The 2,697-nt window shown below is 72.0% G+C and carries 2 protein-coding genes; both read right to left on the bottom strand.

Going from position 1 to position 2,697, the window contains the following annotated elements:
* Positions 1 to 1,189: polyketide synthase (locus AB8Z36_RS37110; protein ID WP_369217788.1), on the bottom strand; the 1,189-nt coding region annotated here is incomplete at its 3' end.
* Positions 1,186 to 2,697, bottom strand: a 1,512-nt coding sequence (locus tag AB8Z36_RS37105; protein ID WP_369217787.1) for a non-ribosomal peptide synthetase, incomplete at its 5' end; no start/stop codon positions are given. The genes AB8Z36_RS37110 and AB8Z36_RS37105, both read right to left, overlap by 4 nt.

The following is a 2,697-nucleotide window of genomic DNA, read 5'->3' as shown; positions in this document are numbered from 1 at the left end:
GGTGCGGGTTGGGCTCCTCGTAGTTGATCTGGCGGGGCACCCGCTGGTGGAAGAGCGTGAGCGCCGCCTTGATCAGGCCCGTCACTCCGGCCGCCGCGTCGAGGTGGCCGACGTTGGCCTTGAGGCTGCCGATGCGGCACCGCGGCGCGGGGCCGCCGGCTTCCCGGTGGGCGTCGCTGAGTGCCTGGAGTTCCAGCGGGTCGCCCATCGGGGTGCCGGTGCCGTGGGTCTCGACGTATCCGATGTGTGCGGCGGGCACGCCCGAGGCGTCGAGGGCGGCCCGGATGACCGCTTGCTGGCCCGTCGGGCCCGGCGCGGTGAAGCCGATCTTGTCGGAGCCGTCGTTGTTGACGGCCGAACCGCGGATGACGGCGTAGACGCGGTCGCCGTCGTGCAGGGCGTCGGTGAGCCGTTTGAGGACGACGACGCCGCAGCCGTTGCCTTTGACGGTCCCGGCGGAACGGGCGTCGAAGACGCGGCACTGTCCGTCGCGGGAGAGGATGCCGCCTTCTTGGTAGGCGTAGCCCGTGGTCTGCGGGAAGGTGATGCTCACGCCGCCCGCGAGCGCGGCCCGCACCTCCCCGCGTGCCAGGGCCCGGCAGGCCAGGTGGACGGCGGTGAGCGAGCTGGAGCAGGCCGTCTGCACACTCATGCTGGGTCCGCTCAGGTCGAGCTTGTAGGAGACCCGGGTGGCCAGGAAGTCCTTGTCGTTGCCGAGCAGGACGGGGTAGGTGAGCGCGGCGTCGGCGTACTCCGCCGAGCGCAGCACGTTGGCGAGCAGGTAGGTGCTCATGCTGGTGGCGGCGAAGACGCCCACGGGCCCGCCCGCGTGCCGCGCGGTGAGCCCGGCGTCCTCCATGGCCTGCCAGGCGCAGGTCAGAAAGACCCGGTGCTGGGGGTCCATCAGGCGGGCGTCCCGCTGGGTGACGCCGAAGAAGTCGGCGTCGAAGAGGTCGGCGTCGGCCAGGTCCGCGCCCCGCGGCACCCGGGCGGGCGAGGCGATCTGCTCGGGGGTCACCCCGGCCTCGGTCATCTCCTCGTCGGTGAATCGGCGGACGGACTCGACGCCGTCCAGGAGGTTGTGCCACAGCTCGTCCGTCGTCGCCGCGCCGGGGAAGCGCCCGGCCATGCCGACGATCGCCACCGCCTCACCCGCGGCTTCGGGTGTGGACCGGATGTCCTTCTTCATCGTCTGCTGTCCCCTCGTACGGCGTCGACGTGCGCGGCGAGGCGGCGCACCGTGGTGTGTCGGTAGAGCTCGATCATTTGCAGGCCCCGCGCGTCGAGTTGCTCCTGGAGGAGCCGGTGGACCTGGACGATGTGCAGGGAGGAGCCCCCGATGTCGAAGAAGTTGTCCTCGGGGCCGATCTCGGCGCCGGGGAGCACCTGGCTCCAGACGGCGCGGATGGCGGCCTCGGTGTCGCCGCCGGTCGCGGCGGGTGTGCCGTCCGCGCCGTGCCGCTCCGGTGCGGCGGGGTGTTCCGGCCAGGTCAGGGCTGCGTCGTCGACCTTGCCGTTGATGGTCAGCGGAAGCGAGGCGGCGCGGACGATCTTGGTGGGCACCATGTAGGAGGGCAGCCGGTCGCGCAGGGCCCGCACGATGGCGGCGGACTCCGGCAGGCTCGCCCCGGCCGCGAAGGCGATCAGGTGGGGGTGGTCGGGATCGCGGGCGTCGAGCCGGACGGCGCACTCGCGGACGCCGTCCACCGTGAGCAGCGCGGTCTCGATCTCGCCGAGTTCGATGCGGAAACCGCGCAGTTGTATCTGCTGGTCGATCCTGCCCAGGTGGACGAGGGTGCCGTCGGGGCGGACCACGCCGAGGTCGCCGCTGCGGTAGACCCGTCGGCCGTCGCGTCGGGGGAAGCGCTGGGCGTTCAGGTCGGGCAGGCCGAGGTAGCCCGCGGTGACACCCGCACCGCCGACGAGCATCTCGCCGGGCACCCCGGGCGGGCAGACGTTGCCGTCGGTGTCGACGACCGTGACGGTGAGGTCGGGCAGCGGCCTGCCGATCACCGACCGGGTCTCCGTGCGGGCGTCGTGCGGGGTGAGCGGGTGGTGGGTGACGTGGACGGTCGTCTCGGTGATGCCGTACATGTTCACCAGTTGGGCCCGCTCGCCCATCACCTCGTACCAGGCGAGCAGGGAGGAGAACCGCAGCGCCTCCCCGCCGAAGACGACGTGGCGCACGGCGAGCCGTTCGCCGTCGCCCTTGTCGAGCACCTTGAGCAGCTGGCCGAAGGCGGAGGGGGTCTGGTTGAGGACCGTCACCCGCTCGCGGATGAGGAACTCGCGGAACTGGTCGGGGGCCTTGGCGCAGTCCTCGGGGACGATGGCCAGCCTGCCCCCGTACAGCAGCGCCCCGAAGATCTCCCAGACGGAGAAGTCGAAGGCGTAGGAGTGGAACAGGCTCCAGGTATCCTCCGCGCCGAAGCCGAACCGGTCTTCGGTGGCGCGCATCAGACGCATCACGTTGCGGTGGGTGACCTGGACGCCCTTGGGGCGGCCGGTGGAGCCGGAGGTGAAGATGACGTACGCGCGGCTCTCCGGGTCGTCGGCCGGTTCGCCGAGCGCGGCGGCCTCCTCCTGTGCGGTGAGGGGCGCGAGGATGTCCGGTGCGTGCAGGTAGCGGGCCAGGGGCGCGGGGCGGGCCTCCTGGTCGGTCACGATGGGCAGACCGTCCGGGAAGCTCTCCAGGAT

Source organism: Streptomyces flavofungini (assembly GCF_041028215.1).
Taxonomy (GTDB): domain Bacteria; phylum Actinomycetota; class Actinomycetes; order Streptomycetales; family Streptomycetaceae; genus Streptomyces; species Streptomyces flavofungini_B.
This window is presented reverse-complemented; position numbering and strand designations above follow the sequence as displayed.